This window comes from Desulfogranum aggregans, assembly GCF_055398265.1.
Genome location: NZ_AP042447.1, coordinates 125,656 through 146,654, shown reverse-complemented (window position 1 = coordinate 146,654; position 20,999 = coordinate 125,656). Strand labels below are relative to the sequence as shown.

General features: G+C 50.5%; 20 protein-coding genes. 8 read left to right on the top strand and 12 right to left on the bottom strand.

The window, feature by feature from the left end; genetic code table 11:
- Nucleotides 1-171 precede the first annotated feature (171 nt).
- The 8 genes from ACZ52Z_RS00660 (at nt 172) to ACZ52Z_RS00625 (ending at nt 8,613) form a co-directional block, all read left to right on the top strand.
- Nucleotides 172-1,302, top strand: coding sequence for an MlaE family ABC transporter permease (locus tag ACZ52Z_RS00660; RefSeq protein ID WP_464268836.1), 1,131 nt, complete (start codon nt 172-174; stop codon nt 1,300-1,302).
- A 135-nt stretch (nt 1,303-1,437) separates the two neighbouring features.
- The gene (locus ACZ52Z_RS00655; RefSeq protein WP_464268835.1) at nt 1,438-2,205 is read left to right on the top strand and encodes an ABC transporter ATP-binding protein; all 768 of its coding nucleotides are present in this window, start codon (nt 1,438-1,440) and stop codon (nt 2,203-2,205) included.
- A 156-nt stretch (nt 2,206-2,361) separates the two neighbouring features.
- Complete coding sequence (locus ACZ52Z_RS00650; RefSeq protein WP_464268834.1) at nt 2,362-3,366, top strand: MlaD family protein; 1,005 nt, start codon at nt 2,362-2,364, stop codon at nt 3,364-3,366.
- Nucleotides 3,367-3,378: 12 nt separating this feature from the next.
- On the top strand, nt 3,379-3,984 hold the full coding sequence (locus ACZ52Z_RS00645) for a PqiC family protein (RefSeq protein ID WP_464268833.1): 606 nt from the start codon (nt 3,379-3,381) through the stop codon (nt 3,982-3,984).
- A gap of 66 nt (nt 3,985-4,050) precedes the next feature.
- Nucleotides 4,051-5,829, top strand: a complete 1,779-nt coding sequence (locus ACZ52Z_RS00640; protein ID WP_464268832.1) for a hybrid sensor histidine kinase/response regulator — start codon at nt 4,051-4,053, stop codon at nt 5,827-5,829.
- A gap of 371 nt (nt 5,830-6,200) precedes the next feature.
- Nucleotides 6,201-7,127, top strand: coding sequence for a MetQ/NlpA family ABC transporter substrate-binding protein (locus ACZ52Z_RS00635; protein ID WP_464268831.1), 927 nt, complete (start codon nt 6,201-6,203; stop codon nt 7,125-7,127).
- A 6-nt stretch (nt 7,128-7,133) separates the two neighbouring features.
- On the top strand, nt 7,134-7,871 hold the full coding sequence (locus tag ACZ52Z_RS00630) for an ABC transporter ATP-binding protein (RefSeq protein WP_464268830.1): 738 nt from the start codon (nt 7,134-7,136) through the stop codon (nt 7,869-7,871).
- A complete protein-coding gene (locus tag ACZ52Z_RS00625) occupies nt 7,861-8,613 on the top strand; it encodes an ABC transporter permease (protein ID WP_464268829.1) in 753 nt (250 codons plus the stop codon). The genes ACZ52Z_RS00630 and ACZ52Z_RS00625 overlap by 11 nt, the downstream gene beginning before the upstream one ends.
- A gap of 28 nt (nt 8,614-8,641) precedes the next feature.
- On the opposite strand, the gene ACZ52Z_RS00620 is transcribed toward ACZ52Z_RS00625, so the two are convergent.
- The 12 genes from ACZ52Z_RS00620 to ACZ52Z_RS00565 all read right to left on the bottom strand — a co-directional run bounded on the left by ACZ52Z_RS00620 (nt 8,642) and on the right by ACZ52Z_RS00565 (nt 20,949).
- Nucleotides 8,642-9,307 carry a potassium channel family protein gene (locus ACZ52Z_RS00620; protein WP_464268828.1) on the bottom strand — a complete coding sequence of 222 codons (666 nt, stop codon included), beginning with the start codon at nt 9,305-9,307 and terminating at the stop codon, nt 8,642-8,644.
- Nucleotides 9,291-10,901 carry a cation:proton antiporter domain-containing protein gene (locus ACZ52Z_RS00615; RefSeq protein ID WP_464268827.1) on the bottom strand — a complete coding sequence of 537 codons (1,611 nt, stop codon included), beginning with the start codon at nt 10,899-10,901 and terminating at the stop codon, nt 9,291-9,293. Before ACZ52Z_RS00615 ends, ACZ52Z_RS00620 begins: the two co-directional genes overlap by 17 nt.
- A 232-nt stretch (nt 10,902-11,133) precedes the next feature.
- Nucleotides 11,134-12,378 carry a lactate racemase domain-containing protein gene (locus ACZ52Z_RS00610; protein WP_464268826.1) on the bottom strand — a complete coding sequence of 415 codons (1,245 nt, stop codon included), beginning with the start codon at nt 12,376-12,378 and terminating at the stop codon, nt 11,134-11,136.
- A gap of 10 nt (nt 12,379-12,388) precedes the next feature.
- On the bottom strand, nt 12,389-13,597 hold the full coding sequence (gene lhgO / locus ACZ52Z_RS00605; RefSeq protein ID WP_464268825.1) for an L-2-hydroxyglutarate oxidase: 1,209 nt from the start codon (nt 13,595-13,597) through the stop codon (nt 12,389-12,391).
- 198 nt (nt 13,598-13,795) lie between these two features.
- Nucleotides 13,796-15,199: an MFS transporter gene (locus ACZ52Z_RS00600; protein WP_464268824.1), complete on the bottom strand. Its 1,404-nt coding sequence runs from the start codon at nt 15,197-15,199 to the stop codon at nt 13,796-13,798.
- Between the two features lie 447 nt (nt 15,200-15,646).
- Nucleotides 15,647-16,129, bottom strand: coding sequence for an Hsp20/alpha crystallin family protein (locus ACZ52Z_RS00595; RefSeq protein WP_464268823.1), 483 nt, complete (start codon nt 16,127-16,129; stop codon nt 15,647-15,649).
- Nucleotides 16,130-16,211: 82 nt separating this feature from the next.
- On the bottom strand, nt 16,212-16,652 hold the full coding sequence (locus ACZ52Z_RS00590) for a universal stress protein (RefSeq protein WP_464268822.1): 441 nt from the start codon (nt 16,650-16,652) through the stop codon (nt 16,212-16,214).
- A gap of 618 nt (nt 16,653-17,270) precedes the next feature.
- On the bottom strand, nt 17,271-18,029 hold the full coding sequence (locus tag ACZ52Z_RS00585) for an EI24 domain-containing protein (protein WP_464268821.1): 759 nt from the start codon (nt 18,027-18,029) through the stop codon (nt 17,271-17,273).
- Between the two features lie 31 nt (nt 18,030-18,060).
- On the bottom strand, nt 18,061-18,792 hold the full coding sequence (locus ACZ52Z_RS00580; RefSeq protein WP_464268820.1) for an amino acid ABC transporter ATP-binding protein: 732 nt from the start codon (nt 18,790-18,792) through the stop codon (nt 18,061-18,063).
- A gap of 23 nt (nt 18,793-18,815) precedes the next feature.
- Entirely contained in the window at nt 18,816-19,823 is a 1,008-nt protein-coding gene (locus ACZ52Z_RS00575; protein WP_464268819.1) for an amino acid ABC transporter permease, read from the bottom strand.
- 66 nt (nt 19,824-19,889) lie between these two features.
- Nucleotides 19,890-20,711: a transporter substrate-binding domain-containing protein gene (locus ACZ52Z_RS00570; RefSeq protein ID WP_464270739.1), complete on the bottom strand. Its 822-nt coding sequence runs from the start codon at nt 20,709-20,711 to the stop codon at nt 19,890-19,892.
- A gap of 73 nt (nt 20,712-20,784) precedes the next feature.
- Entirely contained in the window at nt 20,785-20,949 is a 165-nt protein-coding gene (locus ACZ52Z_RS00565; protein WP_464268818.1) for a hypothetical protein, read from the bottom strand.
- Nucleotides 20,950-20,999: the final 50 nt, after the last annotated feature.

The window sequence follows — 20,999 nt, the reverse complement described above, 5'->3', positions numbered from 1 at the left end:
TTGGTTTTGCAATGGATTAACCATAACTCTTGTCAATCAGCGTGGTTGACCCTGGATAAGAACAGAAAATAAAACAATACCTGCGGACTTGCTCAAGAGCAGAAACCCTCACACGGAGAAACATGAGGACAGAACCTAACATGCAGTGCTTTCTCGAAAGGAGTATAGCTGATGGAAAAATCTGGTGAAGTTACTCTTCAAGAGAGCGACGATAGCACTATGACACTCGTTCTCACTGGCTCTTGGAAGCTCGGAGATATTGGTTCATCAGCTGAAGAGGTCTATCAGCGCCTGCACTCTTCCCCCCCAACAACAATCAAATTTGACTCTCGCCGACTGAGTGAATGGGACTCTGGTTTATTAATCTATATGAAGCGTCTACGGACATTATGCCGAGCAAAGAAAGTAAGAGTTGAAAGCAGTGGATTACCTGATGGAGCAAAAAAATTATTAACTCTTGCTGCTGCCGTACCAGAAAAGAAGGGTGCCCGTAAAGCAAGCAGCAAGACACCTTTTCTGGTGAATGTTGGCAGTGATACGGTCGAACTGTTTCAATCTACAGGCAAAATGCTTGATTTCATAGGCGAGGCAAGCTTAGCTCTCGTGCAACTTTTCCGTGGAAAGGCCCGCTTCCGTCGTAGGGATATGCTCCTGACCATGGAAAGTTGTGGAGGGCAGGCTCTACCAATCGTCTCCTTAATCAGCTTTTTAGTTGGGCTTATCCTGGCCTTTGTTGGAGCTATTCAACTACAGCTTTTTGGTGCTGAAATTTACGTGGCAGACCTGGTTGGCATAGCCATGGTTCGACTGATGGCAGCTATTATGACAGGTATTGTGATGGCAGGCCGCACCGGAGGGGCTTTTGCCGCCCAGCTGGGTACTATGCAGGTAAACCAAGAAATAGATGCATTAAAAACCATGGGTATTTCGCCTATGGAATTTTTGGTATTACCGAGAATGCTGGCCTTGGCACTGATGATGCCGCTACTTTGCCTGTATGCCAACATCATGGGGATTTTAGGAGGAATGGTTGTTGGCGTCGTTATGCTGGATATCGGACTTATTCAATATTACAACGAAACAATTGCAGCGGTTCGTCTTTGGGATTTAGGAATCGGAATTTTCAGTGGAATTGTTTTTGGTGTGATCGTTTCACTCTCTGGATGCATGCGGGGAATGGAATGTGGACGAAGTGCTTCGGCTGTAGGTGAGGCAGCAACTTCTGCGGTGGTTACAGCTGTAGTTGGGATTATTCTTTCAACAGCAATAATAACAATTATCTGCAACATGCTGGGTATTTGACCTGAACAAAAGCCACATTTCATCTGAGGAATAAAAATTGATGAACAAAAAACGTGAGGTTTTTTTTGAGGCTTGACGCCTCAATAATACACTCGTTTCCTCTACACCACGACCGAATTGCCAAAGTAATATATCATGACCAACCGGTTACCTCACATAACAGTAAAAGATTTCACCATGGGTTACGGTGATTTTGTTCTTATGCGCGATTTAAATTTTACCATCAACCATGGGGATATATTCATTATTATGGGTGGAAGCGGTTGTGGTAAAAGTACGCTTATGACTATTCTCACAGGTCTAAAACGTCCGGCCAAAGGAAAAGTCTTTTATGGCACAACAGACTTCTGGGGTGCTGAGCCTGAAATCCGCGATCAGATTATTCGACGAGCAGGTGTAATGTATCAAAGTGGTGCGCTTTGGAGTTCAATGACCTTGGCTGAAAACGTTTCTCTACCATTAGAAACGTATACCACCCTGAGTGCAACTGAGATTGAAGAGGTCGTAGAGCTTAAACTTGAGCTGGTCGGACTTGCAGGTTTTGGAGAGTACTACCCCTCGGAGATAAGTGGCGGGATGCAAAAGCGGGCTGGGATTGCCCGAGCCATGGCTCTTGATCCAGAAATTCTCTTTTTTGATGAGCCATCCGCAGGGCTTGACCCGGTGAGTGCGCGGCGTTTGGATGACATGATTCTTGAGTTGCGGGACAGTATGGGTACGACAATGGTGATTGTGACCCATGAACTGGCAAGTATTTTTGCCATAGGTGACAATTCGGTATTTCTTGATGTTTCTCAGCGGACTATGACGGCAACAGGGGATCCGAACAAACTCCTTGCTGAGAGTCGTGACCCTACCTTGCATATGTTCCTGACCCGTGGGGAAGAGTTAAAGCCACCTTGAGTACTTGTTTTTTTTGCCAATTTATTCGTTTTGGTCAAAATGTTATCCTCGCACTATGCGGTCTATGCCTATGATAAAATTTTTCCCATGCCTTAATCTTGATTGAAAAATCAAACTACTCAAGACACCCTTAATCTCCTCTTTTCGGTGGGTATAATGGCAAAACAAGCTAACACAATGATGATTGGCGGCTTTGTAGTTATTGCTGTTTTTCTTTTGGCAACAAGTGTCGTACTTTTTGGTTCGGGTAAGTTTTTCAAAAAAACTGACAAATATGTACTCTATTTCGACACATCCATAAAAGGACTCAGCGTGGGCGCGCCAGTATTATTCAACGGGGTCGCCGTGGGGGCAGTTACTGAGATTGTAGTGCTGGCTGATCATGAAAAGTTAGATTACATAATCCCTGTCTACATCGATATAGATCCCAACAGCGTACTGATAGTAGATGGGGAAAAACGAATCAGCCCTGAAGTCATGCTTCCGAAGTTAATTGATAGAGGTCTGAGAGGGGTGCTGACAACGCAAAGCTTTATTACAGGACAACTGATGATCGAGCTTGCCTATTATCCAGAGACACCAGCAAAACTGAAGTATACGATTCAGGAAACCCCTGAAATTCCAACAATTCCTTCTACCACAGAACGGTTGTTCCAGATACTTCAGCAAAGCGATTTTAAAGGCATGATGAATAACCTGGAACAGTCTATATCTGGTATTAGCAAGTTGGTGAATGATCCAGAGATAATCAACGCTATACATTCCTTCAGGCTTGCCGCAGATAATGTCAAAAATGCTACTGGGAAAATTGACGCCCACATAGACCCTTTGGCGCAACAAGTGGATGGCACCCTTTCAGATTCTCGGAAGCTTCTCCACGAATTGGACAGTCAGGTTGAACCGCTTTCATCAGATTTGAAAAAAACAACTGAGAATTTCAACAAACTGATCTTATCAGCCAATGCTGACCTAGACTCACTGACAAACAGTATTGAAAAAAGTCTTGAAGGATTTAGAGGAATATCCTCTGAAAATGCCCCTATAATCATACAAGCAGAAGAAACGCTTCAAAATATTTCTGCTATGTCGAGGTCATTACGACAGCTGGCTGATTACCTGGAAAGACATCCTGAGTCGATTCTCATGGGAAAAGAAAATTAAGGAAAAATTCATATGATAAAAGTTCTTGCAGTCTGCTTGTCAACAACAATTGCGCTTTTGTTTTTTTATGGATGCGCATGGAGAAGTCCTCAACCAAACATTTATACGCTTACATCAATATTTGATACTCAAGGCGTCCAACCAGAACAAGCAATACAAAGAAAAGTTTCAGTGGGTATTGGTCCCATTAAAATTGCTGATTACCTCAATCAGAATCGAATTGTTACCCGCATAGACCATACCGTCAATCAAGCCGAATATAACCAATGGTCAGGATCGTTTAAAAGCAACTTTGCAAACGTTCTTGCTGAAAATATTGGTTACAAATTGCAGACTGACTCTATTTTCTTGTTTCCCTGGCGCTCTAGCGTTCCGATTGACTATCAAGTGACCATGGATCTGGTCCGATTTGATGGTCAGCTTGGAGGAGATGTCGTCCTTATCGCCCGCTGGAATCTTTTAAGAGGAGATACAAAGGAATTCATTGCCATGAAGCGCAGTGAAATTCGAATTAAAACCAATGATTCAAGCTATGATGCATTTGTTCAAGGTCAAAGCCACGCTCTTGGCAAGCTGAGCGATGAAATAATGACCATCATAGTGGATGTAGAAAAATAAATGCGTAGGCGTTTTAATTTTTCCCCCTGTATGTAACAAAACTAAAGGTCATCATGGCTTTCCCAGATGAAAAATAAACAAGAGATCTCGCTGATCGTCGGCGTGTATGCCGCAATCGCAACCATCTGGATTCTCTTTTCAGATACCGTACTCAACTGGTTTCTCCACGACCCCGACACCATAATGAAGTACTCGATCTTCAAGGGATTGTTTTTCATTGTGGTAACCTCTGTGCTCCTTTTCTTCCTTATCAATCGCCTGAAAAAAAGGATCGATATATCAACAAAGGCCTTACGGAAAAGAGAAGAAAACTACAGGCTTCTGGTTGAAAATCAGACAGATATGATAGTCAAAGTGAACCTTGAAGGACAGTTTCTCTTTGTCAGTCCATCCTATTGCACAACCTTTGGCATGGAGGAAGAGCAATTACTCGGTAAAACATTCATGCCGCTCGTGCACGAAGAGGATCAGGAATCCACGGCAAAGGCCATGGAGGCATTATTTCAGCCGCCATACACGGCCTACATGGAACAGCGTGCCATGACGAGGGATGGCTGGAGATGGTTTGCATGGGCGGATACAGCCGTGGTCGATGCCCAGGGAGAGGTGATTGAAATCATCGGCGTCGGACGCGACATCACCAAACAAAAACAAGCCGAGCAAGAACGAAACCAGCTACAGAACCAGCTTCTCCAGGCACAGAAAATGGAAGCCATTGGCACCCTTGCCGGAGGCATTGCTCATGATTTCAACAATATACTCACATCCATCATCGGGTATACCGACCTCCTCAAACGGGGTCTCCCGAAAAACAGCGAAATCAATAAATACCTGGAGCCAATTCTCCAGGGGAGCGAAAGAGCTAAGGAATTGGTTCAGCAAATCTTAACCTTCAGCAGGAAAGAGCAGAATACCACTTACCCCACGGACCCTGTCTCGGTGGTCAGGGAAGCCGTCAGGCTGCTTCATTCAACGCTTCCTGCCACCGTTGAAATACGAGAAAAGATTGATCCGGAGTGTGGCCCCATCCTCGCCAACCCAACCGGTATTCATCAAACTCTCATCAACCTCTGCACCAATGCTGTACACGCCATGCATGAGGAGAAAGGTATCATCACTATCCAATTGCACGCAGTAAAGCTGACAGCTGCCGACACCAGGAATAAGCCCGGTGTTCCAGAGGGGGCGTATGTTGAACTACGTGTAGGAGATACCGGCTGCGGCATCGACCCCCGGATAATCAGCCGTATTTTTGATCCTTACTTTTCCACTAAAGAAATCAACATGGGTATTGGACTGGGTTTGTCGGTTGTCCATGGCATTGTCAAAGCATTTGGTGGTTTTATTCATGTTGAAAGTGAACAGAACAAAGGAACCGTCTTTCATGTGTATTTTTTGCCTTCCGGAGACAATCCGTTGCCCCTCCATAAGGAATCGGCACGCCTGGATACGCTTCCCCTCGGCAGTGAACGCATTCTGGTGATTGATGACGAGGAAACCATAGCCTTGATGTATAAGGAGATCCTTGAAAGGCTGGGGTATTCGGTTACTGCGGTGACCAACGGCCAACAGGCACTTGCAGCCTTTCAAGCCAATCCATACGCCTATGACCTTGTTGTAACCGATCAAACCATGCCGGGCCTGACAGGAATAGACCTGGCAACGGCAATGCTGCGGATTCGCTCAGATCTCCCGATCATTCTCTCCACCGGCTACAGTGCCGTCATTGCAGAAAATGAAGCTCAACAACTTGGTATCAGTAAATTTCTGATGAAGCCAGTGAACAGCCGCTTACTTGCCCTCACCATCCGTGAGCTACTGGATGCACAGACGGACAATGCATAAAGACGGTCGCAAGAGAGAATCTCTCCGAGCGCGTCTTGCCGGCGAGCAGACAGTGCCGGGATATGTGTCCAACCATGTGGTCCGTATTTTTCGTCTTCCTCTGCAAAAATACACCCCGCAACCCGCAATTCCACTATAGAAAAAACAGCACGCACCCACGTTGTTTTCAGCTCCACAACTCCAGGCAATCGTGGTAGTCTGTTGTGTTGAGTGCCACGTAGGGGGAAGTTCAGCTGGAAGCGTACCGTTGCCGCCTGTATTTTTCCATTTTCCTTGATTCAGTGATCTATGCTGGTCTTTATCCATACCATACTGCTCTGGTTGGCAGACACCGCAGAGCCGAAAACCCAACTGACCGGAGGGTGAGCGATATGCAACGAATTATTTTTCTTTTACTTTTTCTTCTGGCGGCTGCTCCTGTACAGGGGGCCCCACCCTTAAAAATTGGCACGCTGCTCATCGAAGACGTGGTCCCCTTTTACGTGGCCCAAGAGCAGGGCCTGTACGCCAGCAATGGCGTCCGGGTGGAACTGGTACCTTTTCTAAGTGCTTTGGAACGGGACAGCGCCCTGACTGCCGGCGCTATTGACGGTGCCATAGACGATCCTGTCGGTGCCATCCACCTTGACCGAGGCCGAAATTTCATCAGCATCACCTCTCTCTGCCTGGGCGCTGCTCCGGAAGAGGGTGTCTTTGCCATACTTGCTGCTCCAGGTTCTGACATCACCAGCGTAGAAGCATTGAAAAATGTGGAAATCGCCGTTTCCACAGCAACCATTATCGAATATGTAACCGACCGATTGCTTGCCTCCCAGGGCTTTACAGCGGAGGAAATACACAAAATAGAAATCAAAAAAATGCCCATCCGCATGCAGATGCTCCTCTCCGGCTCCGTCCAGGCAGCCACCCTTCCCGAGCCGCTCGCCTCGGTAGCAGAGGGCCGGGGCGCACGCAGGCTGCTATCCGATGCCCAGGTCGAGCAAAGTCTGTCTCAGACCGTAATCGTATTCCGCAATCAGGTGCTTGAGCAACGCAGGCAAGAGATATCCGGCTTTTTCGCTGCCTATGGGGAAGCAGTGAGGATGATTAACAGCGATCCGGAACGATTTCGTTCCCTGTTTGTGGAAAAAGGAAGGATTCCACCTCAGCTGGCCAGCTCTTACCCGATTCCTGGCTATCCCGAACCAATCGCCTACCCCCGCGAACTGTTTACCCCGGTCATCGAGTGGATGGTGGCCAAAGAGCTGGTAGAGCCGATTGCCTATGAACACATCGTGGCCACCGAAATCTTCCGGTAAGGGTGTATGATCAGGGTCAGCAACCTTGCTTTCCGCTATGGAAAACCAGGAAAAGAACACCAGATACTTGAAAATATTTCTTTTGAGCTCCAGCCTGGGGACAGTTGCGCCATCATCGGCCCTTCCGGGTGCGGGAAAACAACCCTGCTGTTTCTTCTTGCCGGCCTGCTTCAACCCAACCAGGGGAAAATAATCACTGGCGCCGGAGCCAGATGCGGTACCATCTTGCAAAATTACGGGTTATTGCCCTGGAAAACCGTTTACGGGAACATTGCCCTCGGGCTGGTGGTACAAAAACTGGCTCACCAGCTCATCAAACCCAGGGTTGAAGACGTGCTGGAGGAAATGGGTCTGTCCGCTTTCAGTTCGTACTACCCGGGACAACTTTCCGGCGGTATGCAGCAGCGGGTCGCTATAGCAAGGGCACTGGTCATTGAGCCCGATATCCTGCTGATGGATGAACCATTGTCCTCCCTTGATGCGCTCACCAGGGAACGACTGCAGAACCTTATCCTCACCATCTGGCAGGAAAAAGCCATCACTCCGGTGATTGTCACTCACTCCATCGAAGAGGCGGTTTTTCTCGGGCGACGGATCATCGTCCTGAGCGGCAGCCCGGGATTCATAGCGGCAACCATGGACAACAGGGAAGCAGGCGACGTCGACTACCGAACCAGCCGCCTCTTTTTCGAACGCTGCACCATGTTGCGCTCACAGCTCACGGAAGAGTGCAATGTTGGTTAAGCGCGACATCGTTCTGGCAGCCATGCTCCTGCTCCTGCTCTGGGAAGGAACGGCCCTGTTGCTTAACTCGATAGCCCTGCCCCAGCCGTGGCAGGTGCTGAGTGATTTTTTCTCCAAGCTCTTTCAGGGAAACATCGTTGACGATATCGCGATCAGCGCCCTGCGCGCTGTTGCCGGGGTTGTTCTCGGCGCCGCGGCAGCCATCCCGCTGGGGCTCCTCATCGGCAGTGAGGCTCCCCTGCATCGCAGGCTTTCGCCATTCGTATACCTCCTCTACCCTATCCCCCATGTTGTCCTGCTGCCTTTGGTGATCATTCTTTTTGGTATCGGCAACCTGTCCAAGATCGTGCTCATTGCCCTGGTCATCTTTTTCCAGATCCTGGTCACAACCAGGGATGCGGCCAAAGGGATTCACCAAAATTACCTCTATTCTCTCCAGACGCTGGGAGCAACCCGCCTTCAACTCTATCTCCATGTGATCCTTCCGGCATCCCTGCCGAAAATCCTCACCGCTCTGCGTATTTCCATCGGCACGGCCGTGGCGATCCTTTTTTTTGTGGAATCCTTTGCCACCACCCGGGGGCTTGGCTATATCATCATGGACTCCTGGGGGCGAGCAGACTATGTGAGTCTCTACAGTGGAATAACCGGTATGGCATTACTGGGCTTTTCCCTCTACCTGCTGCTCGACTTTTTGGAACGGCGTCTCTGCCCCTGGAATCACCTCAATGAAAAAGAATAGACAGCTGCCGGGCCGTCTCAGGTGCAGATCATTTCCTTTCTGGAGAACCGACAAGATGAAATCCAACCAGCCGGGCGATGAAAACCGCGACAAACATCTGCCCCACGACGGCCTCCATTACAGCCAGCGTCCGCGCCATATCGCTCACCGGCGTGACCTCTCCATACCCCAGAGTAGCCAGGGTGACAAAACTGAAATAACTCAATTCTGCTTTGATCGAAGCCAAAGACAGCCCTTCTACGGTAAATGAAAAGGAGCCGGGGACAACAAGCTCGGTCAGCGCATAGAGTTCAGCCCAGAGAAACCCGAGAAAAAAATAGATGCAGATCCCTCCGTAAATGGTATCAGGCCGCGGCTTTCGCTGATGAAGTATATAGGTAAAAATAGCGTAGGCATTAAAGAGCATGAACAGCGCGGTTCCGATGGACATGGCATACAGAAAGAGATCGCGAGGCCAGTAGATATAGGACCAGCGTGCTGCCAGGGACGGTAAAAATAATAACACCCCCACGGCGAGCACTTTTCGCCTGTGAAACAGGCTCCAGAGTCCGGCAAAAAGAACCGCCGAGGTCACCAGATGCGCCAGCAGCGGATCTTGGCGAGATCCTGTAAATGGGGCTGCCAGCATCAGCCCGATAAGGCACAGCAGCAGGGTGAGAAAACTGCCGGTCTGTTCTTTAGGTGGCTGCATCATAGGTCGTTCCTCTCTTGGTCGATGGGACTATTTTTTCCAACTCGCATACATGATCAGCAAAGCCCGAACCCGCCTCTGCATAGAGATTGAATACATGATCAGCCCCTGCTTTTTTCAACGAGGCTACCTCATCGGCATAGCGGGCCGTAGCTGCGATAGCCAGCGAGAAGGGGACCTGTTGCAGTCTTCTGACAGCCTGCAGGTTGGCCGCATGAGACATGGTCAACAGCACCAGCCGCACCTGCTCCGGTCGTGACACGCCGCGGCTCCAGAAATCATAATCGCCAGCATCGCCATGGATGACCCGACGATTAGCCTCCAGGTGGGCGGCAACTCGTTCGCGGTCAAAATCCACGCCTACCACCTGTTTTCCATAGTGGTGCTCCAGGTGCTGGTAGGCTCCCTGCCCGACCCTTCCCATCCCCAGAACGGCGATGGTAGCCTCACCGATATCAATGACTCTGTCGTCGGGCATTCGTTCTTTGGTTTCAAATGTGCTGAAAAAAGTATGATAGCGGGCATAAATACTTGCTGCCATATTGCCAAACGGCGAGGCAATAACCATGGAGAGCGAGACCGCCACCGCCAGGATAATAAGCCATTCACTGCCTAACCATCCCTCTTTGACCCCGAGCGCTCCGACAATTAAACCAAACTCACTGAAATTGGACAGATGCAGAGTGGTAAACAGGCTGGTGCGAGCCCGCAGGCGAAACCTTGTCAGCAGGAAAAAAAACAGGACCACCTTGAACGGGATAAACAGGACCAGCACACCGGCTGCCTCCAGTATTTGCAGCGTTGGCAGCTCAGCCATGCCTATGGTGAGAAAGAAACCGACCAGAAACAAATCCTTGAACCCGAACATGGCTTTGGCGAGTTCATCGGTTTTCGGATGACCGGCAAGGATCATACCCAGTACAAGCGCTCCCAGGTCCGGTTTGAGACCAACATGTTCGAAAACCGAGGCACCGGCGACGGGAAGAATACAGGCCAGTAATACCAGCAACTCTCCATGGCCGCTGCGATCCAAAACAACCCCCAGTGGTTTTTTCAGCAGCAGCAGGCCAAGGAGCCCCAGGGCAAGGGGAGAAGGCAATTTACCACTGGAGAAGGTAATAAACAGGACCGCAAACAGATCCTGCATAATCAATATACCAATGGCCAGGCGGCCATGATTGGAGGTCAAATCGCCCTTTTCTTCAAGGATCTTTACCGCAAAGACCGTACTGGAAAAGCTGAGAGCAAAACCCAGAAGCAATGTTTTTGACACATCAAGAGAACTGAAAAAAGCATATCCGGTGAGACTGATGGCCAGCAGGCAACCAGCCAATACCACGACCGTAAAAGCCATATGCACGGTTGCAGTACCCCAGACCTGGGGCTGCAGCAACCGGCGAACCTGCACCTTTAAACCAATGCTGAACAGCAGCAGAATTATGCCAATATCCGAGAGCTGATAGAGCAGGTCGCTTGCTGTATACCCCAGAGCGTTGAGCACAAAACCACCGGCAAGAAAACCGACCAAAGGCGGGAGCCCCACCTGTTTTGCAACAAAACCAAGCACAAAAGCGGTAACAATAAAAAACGTATCCATATACCCTCAACATGCTCTGGGAAATAAGAAGCCGTTTAGGCCGGCGAAAATCTTGTCTGTAGGAGACAAGGCTTTCAACAGCTTAAAAAACAAACAGACATCAAGCAAGAATATCCCGGTTGGAGAAAAAGTATCTGTAACCGGTGCAACCCGACCGGTGTGCGCGGCCTGATTCGGCTCTCACCATGATCACCGAAGCCTGCATCAGTGTGGGGGACCGACAGGACAGGAATCAATCGAGAGCGTGCCGATCAGCCACCAGCAGTGAGCCATTATCGATGCACCCTACTCTCCCTGTTTCTCTGTTGACCATTGCTGCGGCCTCACCAAGACTGAGTTTTTCCACCTGCATCAACCGACACACATCCAGCGGCAGCTCGGTAACCATGGCTATACGGAGACGTGATGTTTTTTCCATCATGGCCAAGGCGGTTCCTCCATTGCCGCTGTAGCTTTTTCGCAATTCGGCAAAAGCCTCTTTCCAGCCGCCCATCTGATAGTAAGGCAAAAAGGTTGATGAGCCTATGCCGTCGCGGCATTCAGCCAGGACAAGGAGGGTACCGCCATCACGAACCAATGGTGCGGTATTATGGATGGATTTATGGGTCTGAATGAAGTTGATGTCCTTGGGGAACCCGCCGGCAGAGACAACCAGGAGGTCGAATTGACGATCGACAGGCCACCGGTAGTACGTGTCCAGCTGCCGACAGACCGATAAGAAATCCGCATAGGAACGCCCGCAATAAAACGCTGCCGGCTCTCCATGGCTGTTGAGTATTCCATGCACCGAGCGATAAGCCGGCAACATCCTGTGCGCCTCTTCGAGATCTGCGGCCAGAGGATTACCCGCGAGATTTCCCGGCCGGCATCCCGGGTGCAGTCGAGGTGCGGTTGTATCCAAAAACAGTCCATGGTTGGCATAGATGGCCCGCTTTTCCCCTAAACCGGGAAAAAGCAGCTTCCTTCCCCCGCCATAACCGGCAAAATAATGGTGAGAAACAGCACCAACCGTGAGTATCAATTCGGACTCCACTACGTCGCGACGTACTTTCACCGCTGTACCCTGTGAAGTTTCTCCAAGAGAGATGAACGCTTTTTCCTCGGCACAGTCATGATGGACAAAGTGAAACTGCCTGTAGGTCTCTCCATAGGCGGCGATGCATTCTCCTTCGCTTTGCCGGGGATGCGTGCCGTAGGCGATATAAAAGGTGATCTGCCTGTCAGCCACACCAAGAAGGCGTAAACTTTCCACCACCCAGGGAAGCACCAACGGATATCCGCACAACCTGGTCTTGTCGGCGACGACAATTGCCACCGGTCCGTCTATTTTCCCGGCACCGATGCACCTGCACACATCATCGACGAACGCCTCCCTGGCAACCGTGCAGACGGGGTCAGCAATGGTCAGCGTTTGGACCTGTCGGGGGAATCCTAACGAAACTTGTGCACGGCCGTATCGTAAGTTCTTTGCATGCATAATCCGCCCCTTACAACCCGAATTTTTCGATCGAGGTATCTGCCAGATACTCGCCGATAGGCAACGCCGAGGTGGCGGCAGGCGAGGGAGCATTGCAGACATGGAGTGATCGCGGGGTTTCAGCGAAGAGAAAGTCATGCACCAGACGGCCATCGGCCATCACCGCCTGCGCCCTGATCCCTGCAGGGTGAGGGAGCAGATCATGGACCTTCAACCGGGGGCAGTACTTCTGTACTCGCCTGAGGTACCTGCGCTTGAAAAGGGAATCAGTCATTTCCCTCAGCCCGCCTTGCAGGTTGGCGCTAATCACACGCCAGAAGCCGGGAAAGGAGACCATCTGGGCAATATCAGTCGGGCTTATGTTCATCCGCCCATATCCCTCCCTTTTCCAGCCAAGCACGGCATTGGGCCCAACGGTCAGGTAGCCGTCGATCATCCGCGTCAGGTGCACCCCGAGAAAAGGAAGCGCAGGATCGGGAATGGGGTAGATAAGATGAGTAATAAGGTCATTATATCGACCAGGGAGCCTGTAATATTCTCCGCGAAAGGGAATAATCTGAAAGGCAAGACCAAGGCCCGCCATCCTGGCCAGCCGGTCAGCCATCAGTCCACCGCAGGCAATCAGGTAGCGCGTCTTCAACAAAAGCCCTTTCCCCTCTACATGAACCGACCGCTCCTGCTCCCTGATAGCGGTTACCTCTGCTCCAAAAAGGATCTTGCCTCCCTGCTCCTGAAAAAGTGCATTCAACTGACGGTTGATCCGGGCATAGTCGGTAATTGCCGTGGCCGGGACAAACAGGGCACCCTTGCCGACGATATCTGGTTCACGCTTGCGCAGGCCCGAACACGAAACCGGCTCCACTGCTATGCCGTTTTCCCTGCACCGTTCACGAAGTGCTTCCATACGCTCCAGTTCAAGGTCATCGGTGGCGACCAGCAGTTTGCCGCACTGCGCATAAGGTAAGCGGTGACGAAGGCAGAAGTCCCTGGTGAGCGCAGCACCCTTCTTGCACAATCGGGCCTTCAAGCTGCCTGGAGCATAGTACACGCCTGCATGCACCACTCCGGAATTACGTCCGGTCTGATGGAGAGCGCAGTCCTGTTCCTTGTCCACAAGCACGATGTCCATCTCGGGAAAACGCGATTGCAACTCCAACGCCGTTGCCGCGCCGACAATGCCATTGCCGATAACTGCCAGGTCGGTATTCAGGGATTGCATACGCCTTTACCTCCTTATGCGGGAAATTAGCCATTGCGCCCGGATGTGTGGAGTACAGGGTTGAAAAAATCGTCGTTTCAGTTGACGCCTACCACCCTTTTTCCGGCTGCCGCTTCCAGGCGCAGTGTCCGCTGCATGGACGACAGCTCCCTCAGATCGCGGAGAATACCAGGAGACAGTACAAGTGATACCTGTGTGTTAGCTGTTGCCCGAGGTATGGGCACTACCGCGAAACCAGGAAAAATAAATTCCTGCAGAGCAAAACAGGGCTGAGAGGATGTAATAGATATGGATACTCTGCAGAAACAGATCATGGGTTGCGGGCACTATCTGCCGGTTGCCGACAATCACCGACAACACAACCGTTGCCGTTGCCATACTGAACATCTGGCCAAACAGGCGCATTGTGGCCACAGCCCCGGAGGCCACCCCGTAATGATGCCGCTCCACTGCGCCCATAATGGCACTCATGTTGGGAGAGCTGAATAGGGCAAATCCAGTACCGAGAAAGAACAGATCAGCGATAATGAAGCCTATCGATGTTGCCGATGTAAGGGTGGTTAAAAGGGCTACCCCGATAACGGTAATAGTCATGCCGGCTGTAGCCAGATAGCGGGGATCATTCCGGTCGGAAAGCCTGCCGAAAAATGGCGAAAGAACCGCCATGGTCAGTGGCTGAACCATGAGAAGGGTTCCGGCAGCCTGGGGTGTCATGCCCTTCAGATACTGGAGATAGAGGCTGAGCAAAAAGGTTACTGCAAAGGTCGCAGAATAGTTCAACAGAGCGGCCAGGCTGGAAAAAGCAAAGGTTTTATTTTCGATCAGTAAACGGACTTCAAACACAGGAAAGGAGGTGCGGAGCTGGTGACGAAAAAACAATGCAAAAAGCAACAGACCGCCTAACAGGAGCAGGCACCCTGCAACGCTAAGGATTCGGGTGGCCCCGTAGACCATAGCCAGCACAGCAGTGCCGTAAAGAAGCGCGCCCCCCAGATCGAATCGCTGCCCCTGCTCGCCGAACCACTCGCCTTTGAGTTGCCGGAGCGTAACCAGCAACGCGCCGAGGGTTACAGGAGTCATACAGAAAAAAATAGACCGCCATCCCCAGTGCTCAACCAACATGCCGCCAAAAAAAGGACCTACAGAAAGCCCGATATACACTGCCGCAACATAGATACCGATAACCCTTCCTCGTCGCTCTGGAGGAAAAATAGAGGTAAGTATCGCCATGCCGGTGGCAATAAACAAGGCGCCGCCGATGCCCTGCAGAATACGGGTCACGAGAAGGACCAGGTAGGAGGAGGCAAAAATCGTTGCCAGGGTACCGAGAAAATAGATGAAAAGGCCTTGAGCGAAAAGACGCCTGCGGCCATAGATATCGGCCAATTTTCCCGCCGGCACCAACGCTACAGCCATAGCCAGCAAATAGGAGGTTGCAACCCAGCTGAGCTGGATGGCATCCAGACCAAAATCGCGTTCAATTGCCGGCAAGGCGACATTCACCGAGGAAATCATGAATGGCCCGATAAAGGAGGTCAGGGTTGCAACAACCAGTGCTGAGCGCTCCACCGACTGACGCGAATGTCCAGTATTCTCCTCCATACACCCTCTCTGCTGATCAAAAAATCCACCTGCCGAAGACACCGGCACAGCACCCAACGACGGACCGGCTTAGTATTCCGGATGCAGAATGCGTCTTCATCATGCTGCCTGCCTACCGCTCTCTATCATACCCGCTTGGCGTCCCGGGGCAAGGTGATAGCGTGCAACCCGCCATAAATTTTCATGAAAATTACACCAGCTGCGCAAACCTTCAGCTGGTTTTCTCCCATTTTTCAGGATTTTTCTCGATAAAAGCGCCCTCAACGAGTTGCACAGTCCAGGTATCCATTGGTTTTCAGGTGTAGGGAAAAGCAGAGGCGAACAAACTGTGGGAACGGGAAAATGTGCCAAAAGGACGGCTGCTTGGGTTGCAAGAACGACAAAAAAAGGTGAACGGCATCGTGGACGCCGCTCACCGAAACAAAGACAGGGTCTTTATCTGCTGGGTTAGGAAATGGTAATTTTTTTCTGTTTAGCAGGTTTGGTTTTAGGAAGACGGATCTCAAGCAAACCGTCATTAAAGGAAGCCTTGGCATCTTCCACCTTCACATTCTCGGGAAGGGGAAGTTTGCGACAAAAAGAACCATACCTCCTTTCCACCTGGTGGAAATCCTTTTTCTCGACCTTCTCCTCCTGCTTCTTTTCTCCGGAAATGGTAATCATCTTTTCCGAGACCGATATATGGACGTCCTCTTTTTTCATTCCCGGCAGTTCAGCCTTTACAACCACCTCTTCATTCTCTTCATAGACATCAACGGATGGTGACATTTCTCCTATTTCAGGAAATGGAAAATCCGGCCATCCGCGACGCATCATGCCAAAGGGATGGCGGAAAAAATTGCTCATGTACCGATCCATTTCATCAAACGGGGCACCGACGGTACCTTGCTCTTTTTTTACGATGTCGGTACCTTTCTCTTTTTTTGCCATGTGTAGCCTCCGATTCCATCATCTGCCTGATACGGCTCGAACAAACTTCGCGCCCGGTCACAGCGGCAAGCTGCCTTTAGCCTCATTTATAGGGGTTAAAGACCAGCGTCGGGCAAGGCGCTTTTTTCACCACCTCACTGGCAACACTCCCCAGCATTACTTTTTCCAGACCCTTTCTGCCGTGGGTACCGATGATGACTAACGACCCTTTGGCCTCTTCGGCAAAATCAAGGATGTGATCAACCACATCCCCGTAGCGAACCTCGCCGCTGCACCCTCCGCATTTGCCTTCATTATCGGCAACCAGATCGGCGACCTTTTTCTCAGCGTGGGCTTTCATCTCTTTTTCCACCTGATCCCAGGAGGGATGTACAACGCCCGCATAACTGTCAAGCGGCGCTACCACATGGACAAAGGCAACTTCAGCGTTCAGAACCCCTGCTACCCCCATGGCATATTCAACCAACTTGTCTGTGTGCTGCTGCAAATCTACCGGCACAATAATCTTTGAAATGTTCTGCATGGTCGACCTCCTTGCACTGTTACAGTACGAGTGTTAACGAGTCCCGGACGGTTGAACGCTGTCGTTATCCGTCAGGTGTCCTTTCATTACAAGGGCAGCACATCTGTCTTGCCGGGGCTGCTTCTTTCACCGGAAACAGGAAATGCCGTCGCCTTTTTTCCCCACATACCATCCATCATCCGTTGCCTGAAGCTCCGATCAGCACAGGGGATGATGGTTGTTGGTAACCAATGAAAAAGGAAAGAGGAGGGGTGGCAAAGGGTGGTGCGGAAAATGCGGCCGATACAAAACTGTCGGGAAATAACCCTCACCCGATCGGCATGCATATATTGCCGCTCTGCGGCCCACAATGGTAGCGATATGTTGTGGCAAATTGCCATATTGCCCAGCCCCCTTTTTCGGCACGGCCACTACTCTCCACATACGCTGATACACGACCTGCTGTGGCCGAACCAAATGATTGCTTTGTTAAGAAAAATAAGTCTGATCAACCAGGGAGACAAGAGCCACAACGTAGCACAAATAGCTGTTTTTTTTGCGTGTCTGTGCAAGCGATCCTCACAGGGTTCACTCTCACCTTTTGTCGAGAGTAACCCTGCCGCCCGGAGCGGCCTGAACCTACCGCCGACCTTCTATGCTCAGATAATTAAGGGTGGTGTGCACGGTAAACAGCGGAAAAAAGAACGCCATGAATAATACGTTGAAAAAAGGAATCATGCTGATGGCAGCAGGGAGCAGGCCCAAACGAAAAGCCTGGGTATGGTGCCGTTTAATCCAGGCTATTTTCTGGCCCAGGCTCCAGCGATAGCGGGATGAAGGGAAATCAATAAACATCAGGGTAGAATAGAAAACATAGATCAGAAACGCTGCCACCTGGCCGATAACCGGAATAAAATTGACTACCAGGGCGGCCATGGTCACTACAATGCCGAGCAACGCGATCTTGAGGCCTTCAAATAGATCGATGAGGATACCGCCAGGCGTCATGGCGGCCTCACCTTCCCTGACCTGTCCGGTATACCGGTTTCCTGCAAGAAAACTGAGAAACACATAACCGGGAGAGGTAATGCAGTAGGCAAGCAGGAACGCCAGGTAGAAGGCAATAATTCGGGAAACGATCAAAAACAGCCAGCGCAGCACAGTCCAGCCCCACACGAGCGGAACCCCCCAAAAATGATCAACTTGTGGCGGATGGACGAAAAAATCTCCGGTAAGCATATCGATAAATCGAAGGCTTTCATATACGCCAAGCCAAGTCAGCAGACCTGTACACATTACCAGGAGGGTGGAAACGGTAATCAGCTTTGGATAGCGAAACAAAAAAAACAGGGAATGTCCCAGGGAAACCCACGGTGCCGAGGAAGAACGATATTGCATGACACAACCACTGCTAGATGTACTAGAAAAATTACAGAATTTGCTTAAGAAAGAGCTGCGTCCTTTCGGATTCCGGGTTGGTGAAAAAATGCTCCGGCGATCCTTTTTCCATGATTCGGCCTTCATCCATGAACAACACCTCATCGGCCACTTCACGGGCAAACCCCATCTCATGGGTAACAACCACCATGGTCATCCCCTCCATGGCCAGGGTTTTCATGACGTCGAGCACCTCGCCGATCATTTCCGGATCCAGTGCAGAGGTGGGTTCGTCAAAAAGGAGCACTTTCGGCTCCATGGCCAGAGAGCGGGCAATAGCCACCCGCTGCTGCTGCCCCCCGGAAAGCTGGGTCGGGTAGACTCCGGCCTTGTCACGGATGCCGACTTTGGTCAGCAATGCCATAGCGGTATCTATCGCTCCTTTTTTTGAACGTTTGCGCACCACCTGCTGCGCAATGGTGAGGTTTTCAATCACTGTCATGTGCGGAAAGAGGTTAAACGACTGGAACACCATTCCCACCTCCTCACGTACCAGGTTGATATCGGTCTTAGGCGAAAGAATATCCACCCCGTCGATGTAGATATGGCCCGAATCAGGGTATTCCAACCGGTTGAGACAACGCAGAAAGGTGGATTTGCCGGAACCTGAAGGGCCGATAACCACTACCACCTGTCCCTGCTCGATGATGTGCGATACATCATGCAGCGCCTGAATTTCCGCCGGAGTGTAAAACGTTTTATAAATATGCTGAACATCTATCATGGTTGTATTCTCTCCGCCGGAAATCACTGAACAGAACGTCGCTCCAGATATTGGACAAACATGGAAAAGGCAAAGGTAAGCACCAGGTACAACAACGCACAAACGAACCACAACTCAAACGGTTGCAGACTGGTGGTTACCGCTTCTCTGGTCGCCTTGGTCAGATCCCGGATGGCAATCACTCCCAGGAGTGAGGAGTCCTTTATCATACTGATAAACTGTCCGGCAAGCGGTGGCAGAATCCTGCGGAATGCCTGCGGCAGGATAATGTGGCGCATGGCCCGATATTTCGACATCCCCAGTGATCGGGCGGCTTCCATTTGCCCCGGGTGGATAGACTGAATCCCTGCCCGGACAATCTCGGCAACATAGGCGCCGGCAAAAATGGCCAATGAAGCCACCCCGAACCACAACGGCGCAATCTGTCCAAGGCCGTATGTCCCCAGCAACGAATTGATCAGGGTGCCCAGAACAAAATACCAGATGAAAATCTGCACCAGGAGCGGGGAGCCGCGGATCAGTTCGATGTAGGTAATGGCCGACATCCGCAGGGCAGGATTTTGGGAAATACGAGCCAGTCCAGTGAGCAGACCAAGAATGATCGCGAAAATAATGGCGATGAAACTCACCTTCAGGGTTATCCACAGGCCGACCATCAACAGTCCTGCCTGCCATCTGGTTTCCGTGGCAAGGACATCGCCCATAAATACCGTAGCACTTTCACCAACCGCCAGCCCTTTCGCCGGTACTGCGTAAGATTCGGTGATATTATCGTCCCCTGAAACCACAACCTGAGCAGTATCACCGTTGACAGTGATAGAACTGACGTAGCCCTCTATCTCGGTAAGAATATCAATCTGTTCTTCGTAATAAAAATACTTGGGTATCCGGTTCCATCGCCAGACATAGTCGACCTGCAGGGTTGCTGCATACAGTCCGCCTAATACGCCGACAACGATGAACCCGTAAACAACATACCAGAACAAATTGTATTGTCTCGCTCTCTGTGCACGAGCCGTGGAATCAAACATGGAGGATACCGCTGAATAAGTAAGGAAACCGGGAGGGCGCCCCCTCCCGGTTGTAAGAAAAATACTTTACTGGATGTTTTTACGCCACTCAGTGCTTTCGAACCACTTGTGGTACAGCTTTTCATAGCGACCGTCATTTTTGATCTGGTGCATGAAGTTATTGAGGAAATTGATAAAATCAGGATCGCCTTTGCGAATTCCCCAGGCAAGCGGCTCAAAGGTAAATGGCTTTTTCAGTAAAAACAGTTTTTCACCGCCCTGCTCGGCAGTGAAAATAGAGGTAAACGGCAAATCGTAGATCATTGCGTCGGCCTTGCCATTGAGTACTTCAAGCGCTGCGTCGGTCTCGGTTTCAAAGGACTTATAGTTCGCTTTGGGAAGATAACGTTTTGCCGCCATTTCTCCGGTTGTTCCAAGCTTGGAAACCACGGTATACATAGGGTTATTCAGGTCGCGATAGGATTCAACCTTGCCCCTATTCTTGGTGCTGACCATCGCGGTCTGCCCGATGACGATAAACGGTTCAACAAAGTTGACTTTCAGGTTACGTTCCTGGGTGACAGTCATCCCGGCGGTGATGATGTCAATTTTATCGGTAAGCAGAGCGGGTATGATCCCGTCAAACGCCATATTAACCGGAACGTATTTCACGCCCATAGCCTTGGCCAACTCACGGCCGAGGTCAATCTCAAACCCGACAAATTTTCCACTTTTATCGGTCATCTCAAAGGGCATATATCCCGAGTCGATGCCGCAACGCAGTTCCCCGCGCTTTAAGATAGATTCAATGGTTGATTTGCTGGCCAAATCAATATCAGCGGCAACCGCACTGGCAACCATAGCCAACACGCTGATCAGCGCCACAATCGCGTACTTCATTCCTCTCATCATTTTTTCTCCTTGCAGATACAGGGTGATTGTGCAGACCGTTGACAGCCCACCGATTGCCAGCTTCCCTTGGTCAGCTGTATTTTCCTTCGGTTAGTATCTCTTTGAGCACCATTTCTACCCTGCACTTTTGACACACGGGCATGGGCTCTTTGGGAAAATAGACTATCTGTGTCTGACGGCATTTAGGGCAGACCACCTCAACGGCATGCTGCTCCTCTTTTGCTTTTCTTGTCATAGAACTCTCCGCGTCGAAAAGAAAGAACTGTTATAGTCGTATCCCGTCTT